This is a genomic window from Solirubrobacter phytolaccae (assembly GCF_027587195.1).
GTDB classification, from domain to species: Bacteria; Actinomycetota; Thermoleophilia; order Solirubrobacterales; family Solirubrobacteraceae; genus Solirubrobacter; species Solirubrobacter phytolaccae.
Genome location: NZ_JAPDDP010000038.1, coordinates 46,218 through 69,028, shown reverse-complemented (window position 1 = coordinate 69,028; position 22,811 = coordinate 46,218). Strand labels below are relative to the sequence as shown.

Below are 22,811 nucleotides of genomic sequence, written 5' to 3'. Positions count from 1 at the left end.
CGCCGCGCCCGCCGCCGCCGCGCCGCCGTCACCCGACGCGACCGCCGCCGCCCGCTCCTACGCGGCCTCGCGCCCGGGCACCGTCGCCTTCGCGGTGCGCACCCCGACCACCTTCGCGGGCGTGCGCGAGGACCGCGCGTTCCCCAGCGCCAGCGTGCTGAAGGCGATGCTGCTCGTGGCCTACACCCGCTCGGCGCGCGACCGCTCGCTGCGCGCCGACGAGAAGCGTCTGCTGAACCCGATGATCCGCCGCTCCGACAACGCGGCCACGAACGTGCTCTTCACCCGCGTCGGCACCGGCGGCCTGCGGCGGCTGGCGCGCACGGCCGGCATGACGCGGTTCAAGCCGGCCAGCCCGATCTGGGGCAACTCGCGGATCACGGCGCGCGACCAGACGCGTTTCTTCCTCGAGCTCGACACGCTGCTGCCACCGCGCCACCGCGCGTACGGCCTGCGGCTCCTGCGCACGGTCGTGTCGAGCCAGCGCTGGGGCATCGGGAAGCTCGAGCTGCCCGACTGGCGGGTCTACTTCAAGGGCGGATGGGGCTCGGGCACCGGCGCCGTCGACCACCAGGTCGCGCTCCTCGTCCGCGGCGAGGAACGCATCGCGGTCGCCGTCCTCACGGCCGGCAACGGCACCCACGCCGCCGGCAAGGAGACGCTCGAAGGGGTCTTCGAGCGCCTCCTCGAAGGCGCTTAGTTGTCTTTCGCGGTCAGCGTCGCGAGGTTCTCGATCGCGTACTCGTCGCCGCGGTCGGCCGCGCGCCTGAGGATCTCCTTGGCCTCGTCGATCCGGCCCAGGTCGGCCAGGAGCGCGCCGAGGTTGTTCTCGGCGTCGGTGTCGCCGAGCTCGATCGCCTCGCGGTAGAGGCGCTCGGCCTCCTCGGTGCCGTCGTCGTAGTCGCTGAGGAGGTTCGCGAGGTCGATCTTGGCGGCGGCCGAGCCGGCGTCGGACGCCGTGCGCAGCAGCGCCTCGGCCTCTTCCTCGCGCTCCTGCTCGACGTAGAGGGTCGCGAGGACGATGACCGCGTCCTCCTCGCCCTGCGCGATCGCTTCGCTCAGCAGGCGCTCGGCCTCGGCCTCGTCGCCGCCCTCGAGATCCTCGACGAGCATGACGGCGAGCTCGACGAGCGCCTCGGGATCGTCCTGGGAGGCGACGCGCAGCATCTCGGCGGCCTCCTCGAAGCGCTCGGTGTCGCGCAGCAGCAGCCCGAGGTTGAAGTGCGCGCCGGGATGCCCGGCGGTGACGGCCGCGCGGAACTGCTCCTCGGCCTCCTCCGGCCGCTCGAGGTCCCAGAGGGCGTTGCCGAGCGGGATGTGCGCGTCGGTGTCGCCAGAAGCCAGCACTTCGCGCAGCAGCGGCTCGCCCTCGGCGGCGCGGTCGAGCTGCACGAGCAGGTCGCCCAGGTAGTAGGCGGCGTCGGGCTCACCCTCCTCCAGGGCCTTCCGGTACGAGGCCTCGGCGGTCTCGTCGTCGCCGTCGTTGTGCGCCTGGTAGCCGCGGGCGATCCAGGGAGTCAGGTCAGTGCTCATGTCGACTTCCCTTGTAGCACCTGCGCTTGTTGACCGCCGGTCACCAAGCTGGGATGCTCCGCCGCGATGAGCTGCGACGCCTTCGGCCACGCCGCCCCGAACCTCGTCACCGCCACGGTGCTGCTGCTCGCGATCGCGTTCGTCGGCTGGCGACTGCGTCACGCCGCCCGCACCGCGCGCGGGCCCGGCCGCGCCGGGATCGCGCTCGGCGTCGTCGGGCTCGCGATCGTCGCGGTGCCGGCGCTGATCGTCCTCGTCGCCGGCCTGTTCGCGCTCGGCTGTTAACGAGAGCGGGCGCCCCGTGGGGCGCCCGCTCAGAACCTCAGTCGTGCGAGAGGATCAGGACTCGTCGCTCGGCGGCACCGGCGGCGTGTCCAGCGCACCCGTGTCGTCGACGGCCTCGGCCTCTTCGTCGTCCTTGCCCCCGCCGACCGGAACCGGCGTCTTCTCGGGCACGACGATGTTGAGGGTGACCTCCTCGTCGGAGCCCTCCGGCGCCTTGTCGACCATGACGGTCGCGCCCGGCACCAGCTCGGAGCGCAGCACGAAGTCCGCGAGCGGATCCTCGATGTAGCGCTGGATCGCCCGGCGGAGCGGACGGGCACCCATGGACGGGTCCCAGCCCTTCTCGACCAGGTAGTCCTCGGCCTCCTCGGACAGCTCCAGCTGCAGCTCGCGCTCCGCCAGCGACGTGCGGATGCGACGCAGCAGCAGCTCGACGATCGTCTTGATCTCTTCCTTGGTGAGCTTGTGGAAGACGATCACGTCGTCGATGCGGTTGAGGAACTCAGGCCGGAAGACCTTCTTGAGCTCGCCCATGATGCGGCCCTTCATGTCGTCGTACGAGATACCGGTCTCGTCGTCCGACACGGCAAAGCCGAGCGGGGTGTTGCGCGCGATCTCGCCCGCCCCGATGTTCGAGGTCATGATCACGATCGCGTGCCGGAAGTCCACCGTGCGGCCCTGCGAGTCGGTCAGGCGACCGTCCTCGAGGATCTGCAGGAGGATGTTGAAGACGTCCGGGTGGGCCTTCTCGATCTCGTCGAGCAGGAGCACCGAGTACGGCTTGCGCCGCACGGCCTCGGTGAGCTGGCCGCCCTCGTCGTAGCCGACGTAGCCCGGAGGCGAGCCGACCAGACGGGAGACCGCGTGCTTCTCCATGTACTCGGACATGTCGATCCGGACCATGGCCTCTTCGTCACCGAACAGGAACTCCGCGAGCGTCCGCGCCAGCTCCGTCTTGCCCACGCCCGACGGGCCCAGGAAGATGAACGAGCCGGTCGGCCGCTTCGGGTCCTTCAGGCCGGCACGCGAGCGGCGGATCGCCTTCGAGATGACCTCGATCGCGTTGTGCTGGCCGATGACGCGCTTGTGGAGCTCGTCCTCCATGCGCATCAGCTTCTGGGTCTCGGCCTCAGTGAGCTTGAAGACCGGGATGCCCGTCCACATCGAGACGATGTCGGCGATCTCTTCCTCGCCGATCGACGGACGCTCTCCGCCCTCGCCCGACTCCCAGGCGTCCTCGAGGTCGCGCTTCTTGTTCGTGAGCTGACGCTCCCGATCGCGAAGGTGCGCGGCCTTCTCGAACTCCTGGTTCTCGATCGCGGCTTCCTTGTCGCGGCGCGTCGTCTCGATCTCTTCCTCGAGCTCCCGGTACACGGGCGGGGAGGACATCGACTTGATGCGCATGCGCGAGGCGGCCTCGTCGATGAGGTCGATCGCCTTGTCCGGCAGGAAGCGGTCGCTGATGTAGCGGTCCGCGAGCTCCGCGGACGCCTCCAGCGCCTCATCCGTGATGTTGACCTTGTGGTGCGCCTCGTAGCGGTCGCGCAGGCCCTTGAGGATCTGCACGCACTCCTCGAGCGACGGCTGGTCGACGGTGATCTTCTGGAAGCGACGCTCCAGCGCCGAGTCCCGCTCGAGGTACTTGCGGTACTCGTCCAGGGTCGTCGCGCCCACCGTCTGCAGCTCGCCACGGGCGAGGGCCGGCTTCAGGATGGAGGCGGCGTCGATCGCGCCCTCCGCGGCACCCGCGCCGACGAGGTTGTGGAGCTCGTCGATGAACAGGATGATGTCGCCGCGCTGGGTGATCTCCTTCATCACCTTCTTGAGGCGCTCCTCGAACTCGCCGCGGTACTTGGAGCCCGCGACCAGGGCGGCAAGGTCGAGCGTGTAGATCTGCTTGTTCTTGAGCAGCTCCGGCACGTCGCCGTTGGTGATCCGCTGGGCCAGGCCCTCGACCACCGCGGTCTTGCCGACACCCGGCTCGCCGACGAGCACAGGGTTGTTCTTGGTGCGCCGCGAGAGGATCTGCATGATCCGCTCGATCTCCGTCTCACGCCCGACGACGGGGTCCAGCTTCCCGTCGGCAGCCAGCTTGGTCAGGTTGCGACCGAACTGGTCCAGCAGCTTGGACGACTTCTTCTCGCCCGTGCCCGCGCCGGCGCCGCCAGTGGCCTGCTGGCCCTGACCGCCACCCTGCGGACGTCGGCCGCCGGGGCCCGAGAGCATCCGGATGACCTCGTTGCGGATCTTCTCGGAGTCCGCGTCGAAGTCGAGCAGGATGCGCGCGGCCACGCCCTCGTTCTCGCGAACGAGGCCGAGCAGGATGTGCTCGGTGCCGATGTAGTTGTGACCGAGGGAGAGCGCCTCACGCAAGGCCAGCTCGAGCACCTTCTTCGCACGGGGCGTGAAAGGAATCTGACCAGAGGTCACCTCCTCCCCGGAACCGACGATGCGGACGACCTGGGCGCGAACGCGCTCCACGGTGATGTCCAGGGACTCGAGTACGCGTGCGGCGAGGCCCTCCTCCTCTCGGAGGAGACCTAGGAGGATGTGCTCGGTCCCGATGTAGTTGTGCTTGAGCGTCCGCGCCTCCTCCTGGGCGAGGACGACCACCTGACGTGCTCGCTCTGTGAATCGCTCGAACATGATTTGGGGAGCTTCCTTCCTTACTAGTGCTCGCCTAGCGCTCGGTCGTTCGGTGGTCTCAAATGGGGTTGGGAGGGCAGTGACGGATGGCCTGAGAGACAAAAATACCCCGGCTCTCATCCGTGTATTCGGCGGGCTCGCCGGTCCGGATCAGCGCTCGGGGCACGTCTTTGGCCATACGTCAGTCTACCAACGGAGAGCCACCTTGATCATGCTTGGACCATCGGTCGAAACCGGCGCTACTTGAGGGCCGGGAAGAGGACCACTTCCCGAATGGTCCGCTGACCGGTCAGCAGCATCGTCAATCGGTCGATCCCGATTCCGATCCCACCGGTCGGCGGCATGCCGTGTTCGAGCGAGAAGATGTAGTCCTTGTCGAACGGCGGAGCGTTCTCATCGCCCGCTGCGGCGTGACGCACCTGTTCTTCGAATCTTGCGCGCTGGTCGTCCGGGTCGTTGAGCTCGGAGAACGCGTTGGCGAACTCCATGCCGTCCGCGAAGGCCTCGAACCGCTCCACCAGACCGTCATGTTCGCGGTGGCGCTTGGCGAACGGGGACAGCTCGACCGGGTAGTCGTGCAGCATCGTCGGCTCGATCAACGTCGGCTCGACGTGCTTGGAGACCAAGTAGTCGACGAGTGCTGCCCAGTTGGGCTCGTCCGGAATTTCCATGCCGGCTTCGCGCATGGCGCCCTGCAGCGACTCGAGCGTGCGGTTGCCGAGGATGTCGATGCCGACCCGGGATTGCACCGAGCCCGCAAGCGTCTCGCGCTTCCACGGCTGGGCGAACTTCTCCGAGCCGACGGCGTCCGCAACCGAACGCACCATTCGCTCCGCCCGGTCCGCGACGACTTCCCAGTCCGCGTAGGCCTCGTACCACTCGAGCATCGTGAACTCGGGGTTGTGCTTGGGGCTCAGACCCTCGTTGCGGAAGTCCTTGCCGAGCTCGTAGACACGCTCCAGGCCGCCCACGATCAGGCGCTTGAGGTACAGCTCGGTCGCGATCCGCAGGTACATCGTCTTGTCGAGCGCGTTGAAGTGCGTCTCGAACGGCCGCGCCAGGGCGCCGCCGTAGATGGGCTGCAGGACCGGGGTCTCGACCTCGATGAAGCCGTCCGCGTCCAGGAACCGTCGAATCGCGGACACGATCTTGGCGCGCGTGATGAACACGTCACGCGTCTCCGGGTTCGCGATCAGGTCCAGCTCGCGGTGCCGGAAGCGGGTCTCGGTGTCCGTGAGGCCCGAGTGCTTGTCCGGCGGCGGACGCAGTGACTTCGCCAGCAGCGTCCAGTCGCTCACGAGGACCGACAGCTCGCCGCGGCGGGTCTTGAAGATCGTGCCGTCGGCGCCGATCAGGTCGCCGAGGTCCATCGTCAGGAGCCGTTCGAACGCCTCGTCGCCGAGGACGTCCCGGCGCGCCTGCAGCTGGATCCGACCGGTGCGGTCGTCCAGGTCCAGGAACGCCATCTTGCCCTGACCACGGCGGGCGTGGAGGCGGCCGGCCACGCGTACTCGCGCTTCCGTCTCCTCTCCGTCGGCCAGGCCTTCATGCGGGGCCTTCGCATCCGCGACCGAGGTCACGTCCGCGTAGGCGTGCGGGAACGGCTCGACGCCCGCCTCGCGCAGGCTCTCGAGCTTGCGGCGGCGGACGGCGAGGAGCTCCGAGGGGGACTCCTCGGTCGACACCGTTATGCGACTTCGATCTTGTCGACCGTGAGCTGGCGCTGCTTGCCGCTGGGAAGCACGACTTTGACGGAGTCGCCCTTCTTGCGGCCAACCAGGGCCTTGCCCACCGGCGACTCGTTGGAGAGCTTGTTCTCCGACGGGTTCGCCTCGGTCGAGCCGACGATCGTGTAGGCGAGCTTCTTGCCCTTGTCGTCGGTGACCTGCACCGCGGAGCCGACGCGCACGACGTCTGCCGACAGCTCCTTGGCGTCGATCACCGAAGCGGAGCGAAGCTTGTCCTCGAGCGTCATGATGCGCGACTCGAGCATCGCCTGCTCGTTCTTCGCGTCGTCGTACTCCGAGTTCTCGGAGATGTCGCCGAATTCCCGCGCTTCCTTGATGCGCTCGGCGACCTCACGGCGCTTGGTCGTCGACAGGTACTCGATCTCCTTCTTGAGGTTCTCGAGTCCTTCTGGGGTGAGGATGACGTCCTTCTGCATGCTGCGTCAGTCCTTCTGCGGGGCTGAAGATGGAAACGGCCCGCTCGTCAGGCGGACCGGTTTTCCACGCCTAAAGCGGCGCGGAGGGCGCGCAGGATAGCAACAGGACCTCGCGCTGTTGCTCAAGAGTGTCTGCCCGCTGAAGGGCGTCCTGGAGGGCCTTCGGCGCCCCGAGTCGCTCGATGTACCAGGGGTGGAACTTCTTCAGGTAGCGGGCCGCGCGATCCGCGCCCAGGTGCTCCTCCGCGCGGTCGATCACCCAGTGCCACTCGTGGAGGATCTCCTCCGCCGTGGGGTCCTCGTCGCGCTCGCCGAGCACCTGCGCGAACAGCCACGGGTTCCCGAGCGCGCCGCGCGCGAGCATCACCGCTTCGCAGCCCGTGTGCTCGAACACCCAGCGGATGTGCTCCGCGCCCTCCATACCGCCGCTGACGATCACGGGCACCGGCAGCTCACGGACCAGCTCGGCCGCGAGGTCGTAGTCCGGCACGCCCTTGTGGCGCACGGCGGCGGAGCGCGGGTGGAAGGTGATGCCGCTGACGCCGGCCTCGTCCACGAGGCGGCGCGCCAGCTCCAGGCCCTCGACGCCGCCCTGCTTGATCGACGCGCGCAGCTTGACGGTGACCGGAAGGCCGGAGCCCTCGCGCGCGGCCTTGGCCACGGCGACCGCGGTGTCCGGGTCCTTGATCATCGCCGCGCCCGCCCCGGTCTTCATCACCTTCGGGACCGGGCAGCCCATGTTCAGATCGAGGATGTCCGCGCCGACCTTCGCCACCTCGGCGGCGGCGCTGCGCATGATCTCCGGGTCGTGCCCGAACAGCTGGATCGCGAGCGGCCCTTCGTCGGGGTGCACGCGCAGCAGCTCGGTGAGCGTCTTCTCGTTGCCGTAGTGGATCGCGAAGCTCGAGACCATCTCGCTGACCGCGAGCCCGGCGCCGAAGCGCTTGGCCTGCAGGCGCACGAACCAGTTCCCGATCCCGGCGAGCGGGGCGAGCATCACGCGGTTCTCGAAGGTGAGATCGCCGATGGTCCATGGGTCGCGGAGAGAGCGCATTCGCTTATCCAGAGTAGGGGCCGCGTGAACGGCGAGCACACCCGGACTGTGAACGCGTTCGCGTTCCCCGTCGGCGATTCGCTCGGGCCGAGAGCGAACGAACACCCGGCCCGGTGAGGTCATCCGTCACTTGACGCCCTTGAGGGGGGTCAACTGACGGATCACCCAGTCGGCACGGGCGCGGTTGGTCGCTAGCCGGAAACGCTGCGGACCCAGTCCAGGACGGAAGGAAACCCCGCGGCTCGCTCGACGATCCACGGCGAAGTCGTGGCACCCCGCTCCAACAGACGCGTCGCCGCGGCCCACTGCTCGTAGCCCACCGCGTCGTCCAGGGCCGTCCCGCCCGCGATCGTCCCGCCTCGCGCCTCGAGATCCGCGCCCAAATCCACGAGCGCGTCCAGCAACGGGACGTCGTCCGCACTCGCCGCCCAGTGCAGCGGCGTCTCGTCGTGCTGCGGGCCGCCGAAGGGCGCGTTCACGTCCGCGCCCGACTCGACCAGGATCGCCGCCAGCTCTGACGCGCCCTCGCGATGGCCGGGCCAGTCGGCGAGCATGTGCAGCAGGGTGCGGACGCCGTCCGGGCGGGCGCGGGCCAGCGACGGGTCCGCGGCCAAGGCGGCGCGCAGCCGCTCCGGCGAAGTTAGGAGTTCCGCTCCCAAATGATCCGCAGGCCGGTGAGGGTGAGCAGCTCGTCGGCGGCGTCGATCGTCTCGCAGTGCGGGACGACCGCACCGGCGAGGCCGCCCGTGGCCAGGGTCGTGAAGTCGCCCAGCTCGGCGCGGAGGCGGCGGTTGATGCCGTCGACCATGCCCGCGAAGCCGTAGAGGACGCCGGCGCGGATCGCGTCGACCGTCGACTTGCCGATCAGGGCGCGCGGCGGCGTCAGGTCGATGGTGGGGAGCGCGGCGGCCCGGGACGAAAGCGCCTCTAGGGAGATCTCCACGCCCGGGAAGATCACGCCGCCCATGTACTCGCCGCCGGCACTGACCACGTCGTGCGTGACGGCCGTGCCGAAGTCGACGATCACGCACGCGCCGCCGACGCGCTCGTAGCCCGCGACGGCGTTGACGAGGCGGTCGGGGCCGATCTCGCGCGGGTTGTCGTAGCGGATCGGCATGCCGGTCTTCAGGCCCGGGCCGACCAGCAGCATCTCGTGCGAGAGGTACCGGGCGGCCATCCCGACCCACTGCGGCCGGAGCGACGGCACGGTCGCGGACACGATCGAGGCGTCCACGTCCGAGAACTCCAGCCCGCGCAGGGCCAGCAGGGCCCGCAACGCCGCGCCGAGCTCGTCCGACGTGGACTCGCGCACGGTCGCGAAGCGCCAGTCGTGCACGAGCTGGTCCCCGTCATAGACGCCGAGATGCGTCTGGGTGTTGCCGACGTCGACGACGAGCAGCTTCACGGTCCGACCTCCAGGGGTGGGCCGGCGACGGTCACGTCCTGGCCTTCGATCAAGTCCAGAGCGAGAACGGCCGGTCCACGGCCCGGGACCTCGAGGTCCGGCGCGAGCTCCAGCAGCGGCACCAGGACGAACCGGCGCGAGGTCACCTCGCGATGGGGCAGCGTGAGCCGCTCGCTCGAGTACTCCAGCTCACCGAGCAGGAGCAGGTCGACGTCGATCGCGCGCGGCCCGTCCTTGACGTAGCCGTCCTCGCCGAGCTGGGTCCGCCCGAACGCCCGCTCGACCGCCTTGCACGCGTCCAGGAGCTGCTCCGGCCCGAGCCGGGTCTCCACGCGCAGCACGGCGTTGAAGAACGACCGCTGCTCGAGCACCTCGCCCACGGGCTCGGTCTCGTAGACGGACGAGGAGGCCAGCACCACGACGTCGTGCGTCCACAACGACTCGACCGTGGCCTGCAGATTCATCCGCCGGTCACCGATGTTCGAGCCCAATCCGAGGTAAGCGATCTCGTTCACGCGCCCAGCAGTCTGCCGATCGGGCGCGGAACCCACCAGTTCCAGTCCCCCAGAAGGCGCATCAAAGCCGGAACGAGCAGCGCGCGAACGATCGTCGCGTCGATCAGGACCGCCACCGCGACGCCGAACCCGAGCTGCTTGATGAAGATCACCGACGCCGTCACGAAGCACCCCAGCGCGACCACCATCAGCGCCGCCGCGAAGGTCACGATCCGCCCGGTCCGCTGCAGCCCCAACGCCACGGCCTCCTCGTTGGACATCCCGCCGTCGTGCAGCTCCTTGATGCGTCCGAGCAGGAACACGCCGTAGTCGGTGGAGAGCCCGAAGGCGACCGCGAACAGCAGCACGGGCTGACTCGACTCGATCGCCCCCTGCGAGTCGAAGCGGAAGAGCCAGTCGAGGTGCCCGTCCTGGAACACGAGCACCATCAGCCCGAACGCGGCGCAGATCGTCAGCAGGTTCATGACGAGCGCCTTCACCGGCAGCACGATCGAGCGCAGCATCACGAACAGGATCAGCAGCGTCGTCGCGCACAGGAGCGCGAGCGCCACCGGGAGGTGATCGGCGAGGGAGGCCTGCTGGTCGACGAACTGCGCCGTCTGCCCGCCGACCCAGAAGTCGAACGGCGCCTCCACCGCGCGCGCGTCACGCACGAGGTCCTTCGCCGCCGCCCCCAGAGCGGGTCCCGGCGCGATCAGGTCGATCCGGCCCGCCGAGATCTCCGGGGGCGAGACCGGCGCCGGCAGCCGCGCCGCGAACCGCTCGAGCTCCGCCTCCGACACGCCCGGCCGCACCGCGACGTAGACGGGGGACGTCTCGCTCGGCGGGAACTCGGCCTTGATCGCGTCGTCGACGATCCGCGCGCTCTGGTCTTTGGGCAGCACGGACGCGTCCACGCCCGTGAACTCGATCCGCAGGAACGGCAGCCCCAGGGCGATCAGCAGCGCCGCGGCACCGAGCGCGAACGGCAGCGGCCGGCGCATCACGCGCCGCGAGTGGCGGTACCAGAAGCCAGTCCGCTCGGCCGCCGCCTCGCGCGCGATCGCGTCCTTCCAGCGCCGCGGCCCGCCCGCGTTCACCCGCTCGCCCAGCGCCCCCAGCAGCGCCGGCAGCAGCGTCAAGGACACGCCCGCCGCGATCAGCGCACACAACGCGCCCCCGACGCCCATCGAGTACAGGAACCGCTGCCGGAACACGATCAACGCCGCCAAAGCCGCGGCGACCGTCACCGCGCTGAACAGCACGACGTGCCCGGCGGTCCGCATCGTCACCGCCAGCGCCTCCTCGCGCGACCGCCCGGCCGCCAGCTCCTCCCGGAACCGCGAGACCATGAACAGCGAGTAGTCGATCGCCAACCCCAGCCCGAGCCCGTTGACCAGGTTCAGCGCGTAGATCGACATCGGGTTGACGTGCGTGTTGATCAGCCGGATCGCCAGGAACGTCAGCAGGATCGTCGCTCCGCCCACGGCCAGCGGCAGCAGCGCGGACACCGCGCTGCGGAACACGAGCAGCGAGAGCAGGAACAGGATCGGGAACGCGATCAGCTCCGCGCGCAGGATGTCGGCCGACACCTGGTCGCCGACCTGTGGCGCGGCGATCGCGCCCCCGCCGAGCGTGACGAATGGCAGCGCCCGCAGCCGCGCCTCGATCGCGTCCGTCGCCCCGCGCTCGTCCTCCCGGTAGGTGGCGAGCAGGTAGGTGGAGCGTCCGTCCTTGGACACCAGCCGCCGGTCGCCGCCCGGCTGGTAGGCCACCACCGACGCCACGCCCGGATGCTCCATCGCCCGCGCGACGGTCCGGATCCGCCCCAGCCCGAACGCCGAGTCCGCCGACGCGTCCAGCCGCACCAGCGCGACCAGCTGCGGCGCGGCGTAGGTGCCGGTCGCGGCGACGACCGCCTCCCGCGCCGTGACCGCCTCGGCCGACGGGTCGTCGAAGTCGTTCTCGTTGCCCAGCTCCCCGAACACCGGCAGGGCGAACACCGCCGCCACCAGCACCATGACCAGCGAGCCGAGCAGGATCGGCTTACGCCGACGGAAGATCATCCGGGTGTGGCCAGTCGAACTCCAGCATGGTCACGACGTTGAGCAGCATGCCCTCGCCGAAGAAGTCCCAGGTGTCCTCGGGCGCGACGCCGGCGAGCTCCGCGAGCGTCCCGCGCAGATGGCCGAACTTCGTGCGCACGTACGCGCGGATCTCCGGGTCCGCGACCGCGTAGGCCCGCATCTGGAACAGCAGCGCGTGGCGGTCGGGCAGCAGCTGCGCGCCGTACGCGTGCCCCATCGCCTCGAAGCGCTCTTCGGGAGTGCTGCCGGCGACCGCGTCCGAGAACACGGTCTCGACCCGCTCGAAGCACTTGTCCACACACGCCTCGTAGAGCCCGCGCTTGGTCTTGAACAGCCGGAACAGGTACGGCTGGGAGACACCCGCCTCGCGCGCGATCGCCTCGGTCGAGGTGCCGTCGAACCCGCCCTCGGCGAAGTGCCGGAACGCGATGCCGACGACTTCCTCGCGGCGGGCCTCTGCGGACATACGGGCCATGACTACACCCGTATGTTAGTGATCACTAACGTTCTTCACGCCAGACTTCGACCGAGACCTCTTCGACCGGCAGCGGGATCGGCGGCTCGGGCTTGCTCGCCTTCACCGTCACGCTGATCGCCCCGAACTGGGACGCCAGCCGGTCCGCGATGACCGCGCACAGCCGCTCGAGGGTCCGGTAGGACTGCTGCTGGGCGACCAGGGCGATGACCTGGCAGACCTCGCCGTAGTCGATCGTGTCCTCGACGCGGTCGGTGATCAGCGCATCCGGCTCGCCGACGTCGAAGCGCACGTCGATGAGGATCCGCTGCCCGACCTTGCGCTCCTCGGCGGTGACGCCGTGGTGCGTGTAGAGGGAGAGACCGACGATCTCGATGGTGACGCCGACTTCGAGGCCTTCCTCGTCGTCGTCATCGTCTTCTAGCTCGTCGTCGTACTCGTCGGGCTCTTCGTCGGCCATGCGGCGAAAGTAGCAGCCGCGACCTTGAGCGCGTCAGCGACGGCGGCGACGTCATGGACGCGGAAGACCTGCGCACCGCGCTCCAGCGCGATCACGCACGTGGCGACGGTGCCGTGCACACGCTCGGTCACGTCTCGCCCGGTCAACCGCCCGATGAACGTCTTGCGCGAGGTGCCGATCACGAGTGGCCGCCCGAGGTCGGTCAGCTCGTCGAGCCGGGCAAGCAGCGTCAGGTTGTGCTCCATCGTCTTGCCGAAGCCGATCCCCGGGTCGAGCTGGATCTTGGACTCGGGCACGCCCGCCGCGACCGCCGCCTCCATCCGCTCGACCAGGAAGGACTTGACCTCCGAGACGACGTCGAGGTAGCGCGGGTCGCGCTGCATCGTGCGCGGCTCGCCGAGCATGTGCATCAGGCAGCAGTCGAGCCCCCGGTCGGCGACGAAGCCCGCCAGGTCCGGGTCGTGCCGGAAGGCGGTGACGTCGTTGACGTAGCTCGCGCCCGCTTCGACCGCGGCGACCGCCACGTCGAGCTTCATCGTGTCGATCGAGACCCGCGCGACGTCACGCAGGCCCGCGACCACCGGCACCACGCGCGCGGCCTCGTCGCCCGCCGGGACCGGGTCCGCCCCGGGGCGCGTGGACTCGCCGCCCACGTCGAGGATCACGGCACCCTCGGCGGCGAGCCGGCGGCCGTGGGCGATGGCTTGGGCGGCGTCGTCGAACTGCCCGCCGTCCGAGAAGGAGTCGGGCGTGACGTTGACCACACCCATGATCTCGAAGTCCACGGGCTTAAACGCTACCGACCGCCCTTGCGGGGCGGCCGGTATCGGGTCTTGCGGGTGTCAGGTGCGACTACCAGGCAGAGGAGGAGGGGTTGCCGGCAGCCGCGGGGGTCGAGGAGGAGATGGGGAGCTCCCGAACCACGGGGACCACATACGTGTGGGGAGGCACGCTGCGGGAGGTTCGGGGGACGAGGAGGGTCATGTCAGTGAGAGTGAGGAGGGGTGCTGCTTGATACGTAGCTTGCCCTCCTGGGCCACTCCTGATGAGGGAGGTGGCTGGCGTCCCGCGGTGCGGAAGACCGCACCGGGCGGGTGCGGTGGGTCCGCCCCTCGTGGCGGCTGACCACCCGCGCGGGCTCCGGGCGCTTGCGCGGCGGCGCGGTGCTCAGCGCGATGCCGGACAGGATCACCAGGCCGCCCAGCAACTGCACCGGGCCGAACGGATCGCCGAAGGCCAGCGCGCCCGCCGCGGCGCCGACGAGCGGCTCGAGGTTCAGGAACGCGCCCGCGAGCTGCGGCTTGACCTTCGACTGGCCCCAGGCGAAGAGCGCGAACGGCAGCAGCGTGCCCGCCACGATCAGCGCGAGCAGCGCGGCGACCGGCGCGAGGGTCGCCGGCGCGGCCGGGACGCCCTCGACGATCGCGTTCGGAATGCCCGCAAGCGCACCCGCGAACATCTGCACCGCGGTCATGGCGATCGGGTTCTGCCCCTTCAGCAGCTGCGACTGGACGACCACGAACGTCGCGCTCAGCGCGGACGAGGCCAGCATCAGCCCGTCGCCGCCGAGGGTCGCGCCACCGCCGCCGCCTCCGGCGACGATCCCGACGCCCGCGAGGGCGAGCGCGAAGCCGAACCAGGCCAGCTTGCCGGCCGAGCCCTTGCCCGTGGCCGCGCTGATCAACGCGACGAGCGCCGGCACCGCGCCGATGATCAGCGCCGCGTGGCTCACGCTCGTCGCGTGGATGCCGGCGTTCTGGAGCATCACGACCGCGCCGTAGCCGACCGCACCCGCGAAGAGGATCTTCGGCGTGAACGCGCGGCGCAGGTCGCGACGGCTCACGAGCGCGAGCAGCGGTGCAGCGGCGGCGAAGCGCACGACCGTGAGCCAGCCGCCCGGCAGCCAGTCCAGCGCGAGCTTGGACAGCGGGACGGTCAGCCCCCAGAGGAGACCGGCGGCGACGAGTGCGAACAGAGCGGAATGACGGCGAACGAGCTGCATGACACGTCTGATGATCGGCGCCAAACGCTTGCGACTTGTGTAGATCGCTTGGATCCATGCTCAGACGAAATATTGTTTGGTTCTATGGCCATCCAACTTGACGAAATCGACGTCCGATTGCTCAGGGAGCTGGAGCTGGACGCCGACCGACCGAACGTGGAGCTGGCGCGCATCATCGGCCTCTCCCCCGCCGCGACGCTCAACCGCGTGCGCCGGCTCAAGGAGTCGGGGGTGATCCGCAAGATCGCCGCGCGGCTGGACTCGGCCGCCGCGGGGTTCACGCTGCAGGTCTACGTGATGGTCACGCTCGCGCGCCACGACGAGGCGGCGGAGAAGCGCTTCAACGCCGAGGTGGCGTCGAGCGACAACATCATCGCCGCCGACTCCGTGGCCGGCGAGACCGACGCGCTGCTGATGATCGCCGCGCGCGACGTGGGGGAGCTCCAGCTCGTCCTCTCGCGCCTGAGCACGCGCGGGGGCGCGCAGCGGCTGATCACGCTGCTGCGCCTCGGCGAGCTGAAACCTTCATCGCCGCTGCCCGTGCGTGCGACATCCGTCCAATCGCGTCGGGGTTGACGGCGACCCCGTCGATCACATGGGCATGGAGATCCAAGCCAGCGCCGCGATGATGATCCAGGCCAACAGCCTGGACGCAGTCCGGCAGACCATGGCCTCTGCCCAGGCCCAGCAGCAGCAGGCCACCACGCCGCAGCAGCACGCGGACGTGATCCTGCAGCTCTCCGCGGCTGCCCAGCAGCTGCTCGTCAACTAGTCGGCGCCACGAGGGCGCGGCCGGCTTCGCCGGCGCGTGCCCTCTTCGGCTTGGAGATCGCTTCGCGGATCTCCTGGTCGGGCTAGCCACACCTCACCGGGGGGACCACCGGCCACGCCATTGGCGTGGTCGCACCCCCACGTATCAGGAGCCGGAGCGCGATGCTCTACCCCACGATGTCCGCCCACGACCTCCACAACCAACTCCTCGAGCTCCACGCCGAGCGCGCCCTCGCCGAAGAGACCGGCGTCGCCAACATCGCCTCTTACATGGCTGACCTGGAGCGCGACATCGCGCGCTCGAAGGCCGCGTACGTCGGTGCCGCGGTGACCGAGCTGGCCACGTTCCGTGGCGAGCTCTCCGGCCGCAACTGGGGCTAGTCGCATCGCCCAGAGGGCGATGCTTCGGCGAGTTCGCGGCGAGGCCGCGCCGCCCCGGCGCCACTTGGCGAACTCGCGGGCGCGACGGCGGGCCGCCGCGCCTCGCTAAGCCAGGTCCGGCTTTTCCGGGTGGCCGCGGTACTCCGCGGCGCCACCGGCGAGGCCGGGACGCGGGATCGCCCGCTTGGCCTGCTCACGGTCACGCGTGACCGTGCCGGGGATCTCGGGACGCTCCGGGCCGGGCGGAAGCTCCTCGGCCTCTTCGCCCCAGACCTCGATCTCGGTCTTGCCCTCGAGCAGCGCGACGAACTGGTCGGCCTCGATCGTCTCACGCTTGAGCAGCAGCTCGGAGATCACTTCGAGGTGGTCGCGGTGCTCGGCGAGGATGTCCTTGGCGACCTGGTGGGCGCCTTCGACGATCCGGCGGATCTCGTCGTCGATCTCACGCGCGATCTCGTCCGAGTAGTCCGGCTCGGAGCTGAACTCGCGACCGAGGAACGGCTGGCCGTGGTCGTGCCCGAACACGCGCGGGCCGAGCTTGTCGCTCATGCCGAAGCGCATGACCATCTGCTTGGCCGTGGCCGTGACCTTCTCGAGGTCGTTGGACGCGCCCGTGGTGATCTCGTGGAAGATGATCTCCTCCGCGGCACGGCCGCCGAGCGTCATCGCCATCGTGTCCAGGAGCTCCGCGCGCGTCGTGAGGAACTTGTCCTCGCTCGGCATGCTGATCGTGTAGCCGAGCGCCTGGCCGCGGCTGATGATCGAGATCTTGTGGACCGGGTCCGAGTGCTCGAGGAAGTGGCCGACCAGCGCGTGACCCATCTCGTGGTACGCGGTGATCAGGCGTTCCTTCTCGCCCATGACCCGGGTCTTCTTCTCCGGGCCGGCGACCACGCGCATAATGCCCTCTTCGAGCTCGGTCTGCGTGATCTCCTTCTTGCCCGTGCGGGCGGCGAGGAGCGCGGCTTCGTTGACGAGGTTCGCGAGGTCGGCGCCCGTGAAGCCCGGCGTCTGGCCGGCGAGCGTGTCGACGTCGATGCCCTTCGCCAGCGGCTTGCCGCGGGTGTGGACCTCGAGGATCTTCGCGCGGCCCTTGCGGTCCGGACGGTCGACGGTGATCTGCCGGTCGAAGCGGCCCGGGCGCAGCAGGGCGGGGTCAAGGATGTCGGGCCGGTTGGTGGCCGCGATCATGATGATGTTGTCCTTGGCCTCGAAGCCGTCCATCTCCACCAGGAGCTGGTTCAGCGTCTGCTCGCGCTCGTCGTGACCGCCGCCCATGCCGGCGCCACGGTGGCGGCCGACGGCGTCGATCTCGTCCATGAAGATGATGCAGGGCGAGTTCTGCTTGGCCTGCTCGAAGAGGTCGCGCACGCGGGACGCGCCCACGCCGACGAACATCTCGACGAAGTCCGAGCCCGAGATCGAGAAGAACGGCACGCCGGCTTCACCCGCGACGGCACGCGCGAGGAGCGTCTTGCCGGTGCCGGGAGGCCCGTAGAGCAGCACGCCCTTCGGGATCCGCGCGCCGAGCGCCTGGAACTTCTTCGGGTTCTCGAGGAACTCCTTGATCTCGTGCAGCTCCTCGACCGCCTCGTCGGCACCCGCCACGTCGCGGAAGGTGATCTTCGGCGAGTCCACGCTCATGCGCTTGGCGCGGGACTTGCCGAACGACATGACCTTCGAGCCGCCGCCCTGGACCTGGTTCATCAGGAAGATCCAGAAGCCGATGAAGATCAGGATCGGGAACACGTACGTCAGCAGCGACAGCAGCACGTTCGAGCGCGCGGGCTTGATGTCGTACGAGCTGATCTTGCCGTCGGCCTCCGCCTTCTGGAGGCGGTTGATCAACACGCTCGCCGAGTCGCCCTGGACCCAACCCGTCGTGTACTTCTTCGGGTCGGCGCCCTTGAGGGTCACCTCGGCGGAGTTGTCCTTCGTGCGCAGGACGACCTTGTCGATCTGACCGCCGTCCAGCTGCTTGATGAACTGGCTGTACGACGTCTTGGGCGCCTCGTTGCCGCTCTGGATGAGCTTGGAGGCGAAGAAGGCCAGCACGATCACGATCAGGATCGGGAAGGCCGCGCTCTTGAAGAAACGACTCATGAGTGAGCGCGCTTCCAGCGCGCAGGGGTGGTACGGCGAGTCAAGGGGATCAAGGCTACCAGGGGAATCGCGGGTCCAAAGGGGGTTGGCGCAGTGTGGTGCGGCTACCTATGGGGTGGCTAATGGAACCTTCACCCGTCAGTCGGTGAGGGTGAGGGCGGCCACATAGGGCAGCCCGCGGTAGCGCTCCGCGTAGTCCAGGCCGTAGCCGATGGCGAACTTGTCAGGGATCTCGAAGCCGGTGTAACGGACGGGCAGGTCCACGCTGCGGCGGCTCGGCTTGGTCAGCAGCGCGCACACCTCGAGGCTCGCCGGCCCGCGCGCTTCGAGCGTGCGGAGCAGGTACTGAAGTGTCAGACCGCTGTCCACGATGTCCTCGACGACCAGCACGTGACGGCCCTCGAGCGGCGCGTCCAGGTCCTTGAGGATGCGCACGACGCCACTCGACTCGGTCGAGGACCCGTACGAGGAGACCGCCATGAAGTCGATCTCGCAGCTGACGTCGAGGTGGCGCATCAGGTCCGCCAGGAACAGCACGGCGCCCTTGAGGACGCCGATCAGCAGCAGGCTCTTCCCGTCGTAGTCGCGGGTGATCTCCTCCGCCATCTGCTTGATCTTGTGCTGCAGCTCGTCAGCTTGGACGAGGATCTCGCCGATCTCTTCGCTCACGCCGCCGCAGTCTAAGACCCGGGATGCCATTGCAGGCGAACGTGGAGCTTCGTGGCCGCGTTTACACGAAATCGTGCACCGGTCGCGACGCCCGGGACCCACGCGATCTCGCCGTTCGAGACCACCACGGGGAGCTGGTGGCGAGCGCCCGTGGGCACCTTGCGGTCCGTGAACAGGTCCTGCAGGGATTTCGTGCCGTCGAGCCCCAGCGGCCGCATCCGGTCGCCGGGCCGCCAGGCCCGTACCTGGAGCGCCGGGGCGAGCGCGTCGGCGGCGAGCGTCCCGTCCGCGAGGTCGAACGCGCCAACCTCGCACGTCAGCTCCCCCGCGCCGAACGCGACCCGGCCGGGCACGGCAAGCGTCGCCGGCTCCGGAGCGGCCGTCTCCGAGGCGAGACGCACCCGCCCGTACTCGACGGTCACCCGCGCACCCGGAAGATCGACGTGGCCGGTCCCGCCCCGCCAGGCCAGGGCGAGGATCTCGTCCATGTACCGGGCGGGCGCGGCACCGACCACGTGCTGCACGGTGAGCCGGGCGAGCGCGGGCGGGAGCGTCGTGAGGTCGGCGTCGGGGTCGATCAGCGCGTCGAGCACCTCCGCCTCGTCGCGCAGCTGGTCCAGCGTGCTCGCGACGTTGGCCTCCGCCGCCGGGTGCAGCTCCAGGATCTCACGGATGCGGCCCCGAGCGGAGGTCGCGTTGGTCGCGTCGTCGACGTACGGCAGCTCGCGCTCGGCGCAGTAGGCGGCGGTCTCGGCCCGCGTGACGCCGAGCAACGGCCGGACCACGCGCCCGCGGCGGGGCGCCATCCCCAGGAGCGCCCGCCGCCCCGGCGAGGAGACCAGCCGGTAGAGCACCGTCTCGGCCTGGTCGGTCGCCGTGTGGCCGGTGGCGATCGTGCCGTCGAGCGCGTGGGCCGCCGCGTACCTCACGTCCCGCGCCCAGGCCTGCACGTTGCCGGCGGGCGCACCCGCCCGGCGCACGACCAGGGGCACGCCGAGCCGCTCGCACAGCGCGACGCAGTGCGCCTCGTCGGCGTCGGCCGCGTCGCGCAACCCGTAGTTGACGTGCAGCGCGCTGACGGGCCCGGCGAGCCGCACGGCGAGGTCGAGCAGGCAGACGGAGTCGCGCCCGCCGGAGAGGAGCACGACGACGGGGCCGGCGAGCAGGCCGGTCGCGGCGACGCGCGCCTCAACCGAGTCGGCCACGCCGTTCGCCGCGCGATGCGAGTCGTGCCCGCCCGCCACCGGGCCGCGCTCGCGCGCCTCGCCGCCGCCCGCCTCGCCCTCGCCGCGCCGGGTCATCTCCCCGCCGCCGAGCGGGCCAGGAACAGCTCCGTGGCCTCGTCGAAGCCCTTCAGCTTGACCTCGCCGATCGGCTGGAACGCGAGGTGGCGACCCGCGACCGCGCGCACCTCGCGCGTCACGAGCACCTCGCCGCCCGTCGCGCGTGCGGCGACCCGCGAGGCGAGGTTGACGGCGCGGCCGTAGTAGTCGCCGTCGCGGTAGAGCACCGAGCCCGCGTGGAGGCCGATCCGCGGCAGCGGGCGCTCGGTCTGCAGCGCCTGGAACCCGACGGCCCAGTCGACCAGCGCGCCCAGGTCGGTGCCGACGACCATCACCTCGTCGCCGATCGTCTTGATCACGCGCGCGTCGTCGGGGAGCGTCTCGGTGACCTGCTCGACGAACCGCTCGACCACCTCCAGCGCCTCCTCCTCACCGACCTCCTCGGTCAGCCGCGTGTAGCCGGCCAGGTCGGCGAAGCAGATCGCGACGCGCATCCGCCCGAGCTGCGCGTCGTCGGCGACGAGCTCGAGGTGCCCGACGACGTCCTGCTCGAGGAAGTGGCGCAGCAGCCGCGTGTGCAGCGACTCCATGATCGGCCCCGACAGCGGCAGCAGCTCGCTCGCCAGGCCGCTGAGCTCCTCGGCCATCTCCAGCACGGGCGCGCCGTCGCGGATCATCGGCTCGTGCACGAAGAGGTGGAAGAGCTTGACCTCGGCGTCGGCGATCTGGGCGAGCGCCTGCCCGTACACGCGCACGATCTGCAGGAAGGCCACGAGCGGCAGCCCGGAGTCGAGCACGGTGCCCAACGAGCGCAGCAGCGCGACGTCATCGTCGCTCAGCGCCTCCAGCGACGCGGCCGGGAACCCCGCCGCGGCCCAGATGCGGCGGATCAGCTCCGCCTCCATCCCGGTCTCCTCGACCGCTTCCTCGAGCGTCCGCGGCGCACCGCCGCCCTCGTCGCCGAACAGGTCCTCCAGGTAGCCGTAGGCGAGCCGGCCCTGCTTGGCCGCGCCGCGGAGCTGCGCGAGGGAGTGCCCACGCGCCCGCATGCGCGCGACGATCCGGGCCTGCGCGAGCGCCGCCGGCGTCCACTCGCCGTCCCGCAGCGGCACGATCCCCTCCGCCACCCAGCGGCGCAGGGTGGCGGGAGAGACGGAGAGCGCGCGGGCGACGTCGGTCAGCGAGTCGGCCATCGCGACGGCCAGAGGCCTAGACGAGCAGGTGCGGCTTCTCGCGCTCGAGGTAGTCGCGGTACTGCGCGTAGATCGGCTTGGTGAGCGGGATCAGGTCGAGCGCGGCCTTCATGTCCCCGCCCGTCTTGATCCGGCGCCGCGCGACGGCCATCGCGACGTTCTCCTTGCCCTGGAAGTAGCGGTTGGCCACCTCCGAGGACATCGTCATCTTGACCTTCGGCTTCCAGTCGACGTCGTCGGACCACTCCCAGTGGAGGTTGCCCTCCTCGCCGTCGGTGGCCGCACGGATGTTGACGACGACGTCGAAGTCGCTGAACTCGAACTGCTGAGGCGTGTCGGCATCCCGCAGCTTGGGCCCCATCTCCTCGTCCGAGTCCATCATCGTGAAGACCGCGTCGATGACCTCGCGCAGCTCTTTGGCGGACTCGAACGAGACGCTCATGCCTAGGAGGACGGGGTGGGCTTGGGCGGAGCGGGCGTGGGCTTCGCGGGGGCGGGCGCCACCGGGGTGCTCGCCACGGGCTTGGTCACGGCGGCCGGCTTCTTCGCCGGGGCCGTCGGCTTGCGGGCCGGGGTGCGCTTGCGCGCGGCCGCCGGCTTCTTGGCCGCCGCGGCCGGCTTCTTGGCGACCGCCGCGGGCTTCTTCGCCGCTGCGGCGGGCTTCGCCGCCACCGGCTTCTTGGCGACGGGCTTGGGCTTCGCGGGCGCCGGCTTCTTCGCGGCCGCCGGCTTGCGGGCGGCGCTGCGCTTGCGCGCGGCTGCCGGCTTCTTCGCCGGCACCGTCGGCGTGACCGCCTCCGGCTTGCTGGCCCCCTTCGGCCGGATCTCGAGCGACGCGACCCGGGAGGCGAGCGCCTCGACCTCGCTGCGCAGGCTCTTCACCTCGTCGAGGACGCGCAGGTCCTCGAGGGTGTGACGGACCCGGCCGGCCGCGGCGGCGATCTCCTCGACGATCTCGCGCGTGCGCTCGCGGGTCACATTGGCGCCTTCTGCGGAAGCACGAAGCGTGCTCTCGACGGCGGCGCGCAGAGCGGCGACGGGATCGTCGGCGCCCTTCTTGTCCTTCTTCTTCTTGTCCTTGTCCTTCTTGCTCATATTCACACGAACCTTATTAGGACTTCTTCTTCGCTGCCGCGCGCTTGCGGGCGGGTTTCGGTGTTGGCGTGTCGACCGCCAGCCGCTCCTGCTCGCGCGGAACGGGCGGCGGGACCGCGTCGATCGCGTCCGACACGTGCGAGACGTCGTGGGTGAGCTTGGACAGCTGGCCCTCCAGCGCGGCCAGGCGCTCGACGAGCGCGGCTTCGCTGCCGAGCTTGGCGGAGAGCTTGTCGACGCCGTCCTGCAGGCGGTCGATCGACTCCTCGATGCCCTCGAGCCGCGTGCTCACGGTGCGCAGCCGGCGCGTCAGCCGGTCGATGTCCGCGGCCGACGGCAGGTTGAGCGCGCCCATCGCGGCCTCCTGCGCCTGCACCGCCTTTTCGCGAGCGGAGAATGCACGCGTGATTGCAGAGTTGACCAGCGGGTTCTCGAGCAGGTCCGTCGCGAGCTTGCCGAGCGCTTCCTCGCCTTGCCGCGACACCCGGTCGCGGAAGCCATCGTCTGCCATCCCAAGCAACTCCTTATCGAACGTGTATGTAGCGGAAGGTACCTTAGGCAGCGTCATCTGATGTGTCTAAGCCTCTACCCGAGGTTGACACTACACAAAGTGGCAACGCGAACTGCGACTCGCGACCAACAGAATCGTCACGATTACCCGTTCTTCGTTGTTGCAGACACCAGATGCCGCTAGCTTGCCCAACACTCCGG

Annotated in this window: 25 protein-coding genes; 5 read left to right on the top strand and 20 right to left on the bottom strand. The window is 69.9% G+C overall.

Annotation, left to right across the window (positions count from 1 at the left end):
* A partial coding sequence (locus tag OJ997_RS20130; RefSeq protein WP_270027010.1) for a serine hydrolase occupies nt 1-700 on the top strand: 700 nt, incomplete at its 5' end.
* On the opposite strand, the gene OJ997_RS20125 is transcribed toward OJ997_RS20130, so the two are convergent.
* Complete coding sequence (locus OJ997_RS20125; RefSeq protein WP_270027009.1) at nt 697-1,533, bottom strand: tetratricopeptide repeat protein; 837 nt, start codon at nt 1,531-1,533, stop codon at nt 697-699. The two genes, OJ997_RS20130 and OJ997_RS20125, sit on opposite strands and share 4 nt — an antisense overlap.
* Before the next feature lie 66 nt (nt 1,534-1,599).
* Here OJ997_RS20125 and OJ997_RS20120 point away from each other — a divergent pair, with 66 nt between their 5' ends.
* Nucleotides 1,600-1,818: a hypothetical protein gene (locus tag OJ997_RS20120; protein WP_270027008.1), complete on the top strand. Its 219-nt coding sequence runs from the start codon at nt 1,600-1,602 to the stop codon at nt 1,816-1,818.
* A gap of 54 nt (nt 1,819-1,872) precedes the next feature.
* Here OJ997_RS20120 and OJ997_RS20115 read toward each other — a convergent pair whose 3' ends face one another.
* From OJ997_RS20115 to OJ997_RS20060, 12 genes are all read right to left on the bottom strand, one after another.
* Nucleotides 1,873-4,464, bottom strand: coding sequence for an ATP-dependent Clp protease ATP-binding subunit (locus OJ997_RS20115; protein WP_270027007.1), 2,592 nt, complete (start codon nt 4,462-4,464; stop codon nt 1,873-1,875).
* Between the two features lie 239 nt (nt 4,465-4,703).
* The gene (gene lysS, locus OJ997_RS20110; protein WP_270027006.1) at nt 4,704-6,149 is read right to left on the bottom strand and encodes a lysine--tRNA ligase; all 1,446 of its coding nucleotides are present in this window, start codon (nt 6,147-6,149) and stop codon (nt 4,704-4,706) included.
* Between the two features lie 2 nt (nt 6,150-6,151).
* On the bottom strand, nt 6,152-6,628 hold the full coding sequence (gene greA / locus OJ997_RS20105) for a transcription elongation factor GreA (protein WP_270027005.1): 477 nt from the start codon (nt 6,626-6,628) through the stop codon (nt 6,152-6,154).
* Nucleotides 6,629-6,698: 70 nt separating this feature from the next.
* A complete protein-coding gene (locus tag OJ997_RS20100; protein WP_270027004.1) occupies nt 6,699-7,682 on the bottom strand; it encodes a tRNA dihydrouridine synthase in 984 nt (327 codons plus the stop codon).
* A 191-nt stretch (nt 7,683-7,873) separates the two neighbouring features.
* On the bottom strand, nt 7,874-8,296 hold the full coding sequence (locus OJ997_RS20095) for an ankyrin repeat domain-containing protein (RefSeq protein ID WP_270027003.1): 423 nt from the start codon (nt 8,294-8,296) through the stop codon (nt 7,874-7,876).
* Between the two features lie 26 nt (nt 8,297-8,322).
* Entirely contained in the window at nt 8,323-9,087 is a 765-nt protein-coding gene (locus OJ997_RS20090) for a type III pantothenate kinase (RefSeq protein ID WP_270027002.1), read from the bottom strand.
* The gene (folK, locus tag OJ997_RS20085; protein ID WP_270027001.1) at nt 9,084-9,602 is read right to left on the bottom strand and encodes a 2-amino-4-hydroxy-6-hydroxymethyldihydropteridine diphosphokinase; all 519 of its coding nucleotides are present in this window, start codon (nt 9,600-9,602) and stop codon (nt 9,084-9,086) included. The genes OJ997_RS20090 and folK overlap by 4 nt, the downstream gene beginning before the upstream one ends.
* Entirely contained in the window at nt 9,599-11,647 is a 2,049-nt protein-coding gene (locus tag OJ997_RS20080; RefSeq protein WP_270027000.1) for an MMPL family transporter, read from the bottom strand. Before OJ997_RS20080 ends, folK begins: the two co-directional genes overlap by 4 nt.
* Nucleotides 11,628-12,134, bottom strand: a complete 507-nt coding sequence (locus OJ997_RS20075; protein WP_270026999.1) for a TetR/AcrR family transcriptional regulator — start codon at nt 12,132-12,134, stop codon at nt 11,628-11,630. Before OJ997_RS20075 ends, OJ997_RS20080 begins: the two co-directional genes overlap by 20 nt.
* Nucleotides 12,135-12,168: 34 nt before the next feature.
* A complete protein-coding gene (folB, locus tag OJ997_RS20070) occupies nt 12,169-12,603 on the bottom strand; it encodes a dihydroneopterin aldolase (protein WP_270026998.1) in 435 nt (144 codons plus the stop codon).
* Nucleotides 12,564-13,388, bottom strand: coding sequence for a dihydropteroate synthase (gene folP, locus OJ997_RS20065; RefSeq protein WP_270026997.1), 825 nt, complete (start codon nt 13,386-13,388; stop codon nt 12,564-12,566). Before folP ends, folB begins: the two co-directional genes overlap by 40 nt.
* Before the next feature lie 200 nt (nt 13,389-13,588).
* On the bottom strand, nt 13,589-14,605 hold the full coding sequence (locus OJ997_RS20060; RefSeq protein WP_270026996.1) for a DMT family transporter: 1,017 nt from the start codon (nt 14,603-14,605) through the stop codon (nt 13,589-13,591).
* Nucleotides 14,606-14,689: 84 nt separating this feature from the next.
* On the opposite strand from OJ997_RS20060, the gene OJ997_RS20055 reads away from it, so the two are divergent.
* From OJ997_RS20055 to OJ997_RS20045, 3 genes are all read left to right on the top strand, one after another.
* The gene (locus OJ997_RS20055) at nt 14,690-15,181 is read left to right on the top strand and encodes an Lrp/AsnC family transcriptional regulator (RefSeq protein WP_270026995.1); all 492 of its coding nucleotides are present in this window, start codon (nt 14,690-14,692) and stop codon (nt 15,179-15,181) included.
* Nucleotides 15,182-15,206: 25 nt separating this feature from the next.
* Nucleotides 15,207-15,377, top strand: coding sequence for a hypothetical protein (locus OJ997_RS20050; protein ID WP_270026994.1), 171 nt, complete (start codon nt 15,207-15,209; stop codon nt 15,375-15,377).
* A gap of 161 nt (nt 15,378-15,538) precedes the next feature.
* On the top strand, nt 15,539-15,757 hold the full coding sequence (locus tag OJ997_RS20045) for a hypothetical protein (protein WP_270026993.1): 219 nt from the start codon (nt 15,539-15,541) through the stop codon (nt 15,755-15,757).
* A 105-nt stretch (nt 15,758-15,862) separates the two neighbouring features.
* Here OJ997_RS20045 and ftsH read toward each other — a convergent pair whose 3' ends face one another.
* From ftsH to OJ997_RS20010, 7 genes are all read right to left on the bottom strand, one after another.
* Nucleotides 15,863-17,860, bottom strand: coding sequence for an ATP-dependent zinc metalloprotease FtsH (gene ftsH / locus OJ997_RS20040; protein WP_270026992.1), 1,998 nt, complete (start codon nt 17,858-17,860; stop codon nt 15,863-15,865).
* 138 nt (nt 17,861-17,998) lie between these two features.
* Nucleotides 17,999-18,529 (bottom strand): hypoxanthine phosphoribosyltransferase, encoded by a 531-nt coding sequence (gene hpt, locus OJ997_RS20035; RefSeq protein ID WP_270026991.1) that lies wholly within the window; start codon nt 18,527-18,529, stop codon nt 17,999-18,001.
* 11 nt (nt 18,530-18,540) lie between these two features.
* Nucleotides 18,541-19,830: a tRNA lysidine(34) synthetase TilS gene (gene tilS / locus OJ997_RS20030; RefSeq protein ID WP_270026990.1), complete on the bottom strand. Its 1,290-nt coding sequence runs from the start codon at nt 19,828-19,830 to the stop codon at nt 18,541-18,543.
* Nucleotides 19,827-21,005: an adenylate/guanylate cyclase domain-containing protein gene (locus tag OJ997_RS20025; protein WP_270026989.1), complete on the bottom strand. Its 1,179-nt coding sequence runs from the start codon at nt 21,003-21,005 to the stop codon at nt 19,827-19,829. Before OJ997_RS20025 ends, tilS begins: the two co-directional genes overlap by 4 nt.
* Before the next feature lie 16 nt (nt 21,006-21,021).
* Nucleotides 21,022-21,447 carry an SCP2 sterol-binding domain-containing protein gene (locus OJ997_RS20020; protein WP_270026988.1) on the bottom strand — a complete coding sequence of 142 codons (426 nt, stop codon included), beginning with the start codon at nt 21,445-21,447 and terminating at the stop codon, nt 21,022-21,024.
* Between the two features lie 2 nt (nt 21,448-21,449).
* Complete coding sequence (locus OJ997_RS20015) at nt 21,450-22,100, bottom strand: hypothetical protein (protein WP_270026987.1); 651 nt, start codon at nt 22,098-22,100, stop codon at nt 21,450-21,452.
* Nucleotides 22,101-22,116: 16 nt separating this feature from the next.
* The gene (locus OJ997_RS20010; protein WP_270026986.1) at nt 22,117-22,611 is read right to left on the bottom strand and encodes a hypothetical protein; all 495 of its coding nucleotides are present in this window, start codon (nt 22,609-22,611) and stop codon (nt 22,117-22,119) included.
* Nucleotides 22,612-22,811: the final 200 nt, after the last annotated feature.

Excerpts from the sequence above, each read along its gene's own strand:
- OJ997_RS20125 (WP_270027009.1), bottom strand. The coding sequence starts at position 1,533 with ATGAGCACTGACCTGACTCCCTGGATCGCCCGCGGCTACCAGGCGCAC.
- OJ997_RS20120 (WP_270027008.1), top strand. The coding sequence starts at position 1,600 with ATGAGCTGCGACGCCTTCGGCCACGCCGCCCCGAACCTCGTCACCGCC.
- OJ997_RS20115 (WP_270027007.1), bottom strand. The coding sequence starts at position 4,464 with ATGTTCGAGCGATTCACAGAGCGAGCACGTCAGGTGGTCGTCCTCGCC.
- greA (WP_270027005.1), bottom strand. The coding sequence starts at position 6,628 with ATGCAGAAGGACGTCATCCTCACCCCAGAAGGACTCGAGAACCTCAAG.
- OJ997_RS20100 (WP_270027004.1), bottom strand. The coding sequence starts at position 7,682 with ATGCGCTCTCTCCGCGACCCATGGACCATCGGCGATCTCACCTTCGAG.
- OJ997_RS20080 (WP_270027000.1), bottom strand. The coding sequence starts at position 11,647 with ATGATCTTCCGTCGGCGTAAGCCGATCCTGCTCGGCTCGCTGGTCATG.
- OJ997_RS20075 (WP_270026999.1), bottom strand. The coding sequence starts at position 12,134 with ATGTCCGCAGAGGCCCGCCGCGAGGAAGTCGTCGGCATCGCGTTCCGG.
- folB (WP_270026998.1), bottom strand. The coding sequence starts at position 12,603 with ATGGCCGACGAAGAGCCCGACGAGTACGACGACGAGCTAGAAGACGAT.
- OJ997_RS20060 (WP_270026996.1), bottom strand. The coding sequence starts at position 14,605 with ATGCAGCTCGTTCGCCGTCATTCCGCTCTGTTCGCACTCGTCGCCGCC.
- OJ997_RS20055 (WP_270026995.1), top strand. The coding sequence starts at position 14,690 with ATGGCCATCCAACTTGACGAAATCGACGTCCGATTGCTCAGGGAGCTG.
- OJ997_RS20050 (WP_270026994.1), top strand. The coding sequence starts at position 15,207 with ATGGAGATCCAAGCCAGCGCCGCGATGATGATCCAGGCCAACAGCCTG.
- OJ997_RS20045 (WP_270026993.1), top strand. The coding sequence starts at position 15,539 with ATGCTCTACCCCACGATGTCCGCCCACGACCTCCACAACCAACTCCTC.
- ftsH (WP_270026992.1), bottom strand. The coding sequence starts at position 17,860 with ATGAGTCGTTTCTTCAAGAGCGCGGCCTTCCCGATCCTGATCGTGATC.
- tilS (WP_270026990.1), bottom strand. The coding sequence starts at position 19,830 with ATGACCCGGCGCGGCGAGGGCGAGGCGGGCGGCGGCGAGGCGCGCGAG.
- OJ997_RS20025 (WP_270026989.1), bottom strand. The coding sequence starts at position 21,005 with ATGGCCGACTCGCTGACCGACGTCGCCCGCGCGCTCTCCGTCTCTCCC.
- OJ997_RS20020 (WP_270026988.1), bottom strand. The coding sequence starts at position 21,447 with ATGAGCGTCTCGTTCGAGTCCGCCAAAGAGCTGCGCGAGGTCATCGAC.
- OJ997_RS20015 (WP_270026987.1), bottom strand. The coding sequence starts at position 22,100 with ATGAGCAAGAAGGACAAGGACAAGAAGAAGAAGGACAAGAAGGGCGCC.
- OJ997_RS20010 (WP_270026986.1), bottom strand. The coding sequence starts at position 22,611 with ATGGCAGACGATGGCTTCCGCGACCGGGTGTCGCGGCAAGGCGAGGAA.